The organism is Mesorhizobium sp. M7A.F.Ca.CA.004.06.1.1 (assembly GCF_003999135.1).
Taxonomy (GTDB): Bacteria; Pseudomonadota; Alphaproteobacteria; order Rhizobiales; family Rhizobiaceae; genus Mesorhizobium.
In genome coordinates, this window is sequence record NZ_RZPQ01001099.1 from 1 (window position 1) to 1,374 (window position 1,374).

1 protein-coding gene is annotated in these 1,374 nt (G+C 60.6%); it reads left to right on the forward strand.

Features of this window, described 5'->3' with window-relative positions:
* Positions 1-1,374, forward strand: a 1,374-nt coding sequence (locus tag EN906_RS34175) for a right-handed parallel beta-helix repeat-containing protein (RefSeq protein WP_164777610.1), incomplete at both ends; no start/stop codon positions are given.

A 1,374-nucleotide genomic window follows, 5' to 3' on the forward strand; every position in this document is an offset into this window, starting at 1 on the left:
GTGCATGTCCAGCAGGGCAACGCCTCGGCCGATTTTGTCTTTGCCTTCCAGACGCTTAACCCTGTGATCGGCACCGATGACATTGTGCTCTCGTTCTACCAGTCCGACGACACCGTCGGCGATATCCAGGCAGCCGCGCAAGGCATCATCGACCAGGCCCAGGCCGCTGCGGACGTAGCGACGGGCGCCATGACGACGGTGATCGATCCGCAATTCGCGACCAAGGCGACGGCCGAGGCATTTTACCCGCCGATAGCACCCACATACATCCGCACCGCCTTCTGCGACAGCTCTCAGGTGGCAGGCAGCGGCGCTGTGTACCGCAAGAATGGAACGAATGTCGGGGATTTGGTGATCACGCTGAGCGATGGCATGACGAAGACAGGCTATACGCTCGCCTCAATTCCGGTGACGGCATCAATGCTCGGCGCGCGTGGTGGCGGTGCGAATGCCACGGCTGCTATCAGTGCACTGCTCGCGGGCAGCTATCCGCATGTGCTGATTGACGGCTCCTACCAGACCGACGGCAACCACACGATCTCGACAGCGAAGAAGCGCGTCGAATGCCTGGGCGGCTCTGCCCTAATCCTGCGCGCGCCAGTCGGCACCGTTACCGGCCACCATCCCGTCATCGATATTGCTGCCGATGACGTCCTGATAGACGGGGACCTCACGATTGATGGTGGATCACATGCCGGCTACCAGGCTTCTATCGGTATTCGCGTCGGCCTCTCCACTGGTGCACGCCGGAAGCGGCCGACAATTCGCGGCGTGAAAGTCCGCAATCTTGGCCTTGCCGGCGTGATGGCGCTCTGTGTCGACAGCCCGACGATTGAGGACATTGACGGCTATAACATCGTCACGCCAACCGGCGGCGAGTTTGGCGACACGGTTTACGTGGCCGGCGTCCGCAAGCCGATCGTGCGCAACATCCGGTCGGCGAAGTGCAAACGCGACGGCGTCGTGTTGACCTATACGGGGAATCTAAACACCACCGACGTGTTAGTCGACGGGGTTTTCGCGGATGCACATCTCGACAGCCCCTCCGCCGGTGTCTGGGTGGAGATGACCGGTGCGCGAGATCCGCGAGGGATCATAACTAACGTAGTGGCGAATGACTGTCTGGTTGGCGTAGCTGCGACTGATGCCAACAGCGAGATCGTCATTTCGAATGTCAGGGCAATCGGCAACCGGCTCTCCGGTAGTTCTGCCGGTAACGTCTTTGGCGTTCAGATTCAGTCGGGCCGGCTCGATAACTGGTACATCGATCGCTACAACACCGCCCTGCAATTGGAGCCAAACGGCGAATATCAGTTCGCCCTCAGCTCGCAAGTTGGATCGTTTGCGACTGGCGAAACGGTCAGCGGCGGCACC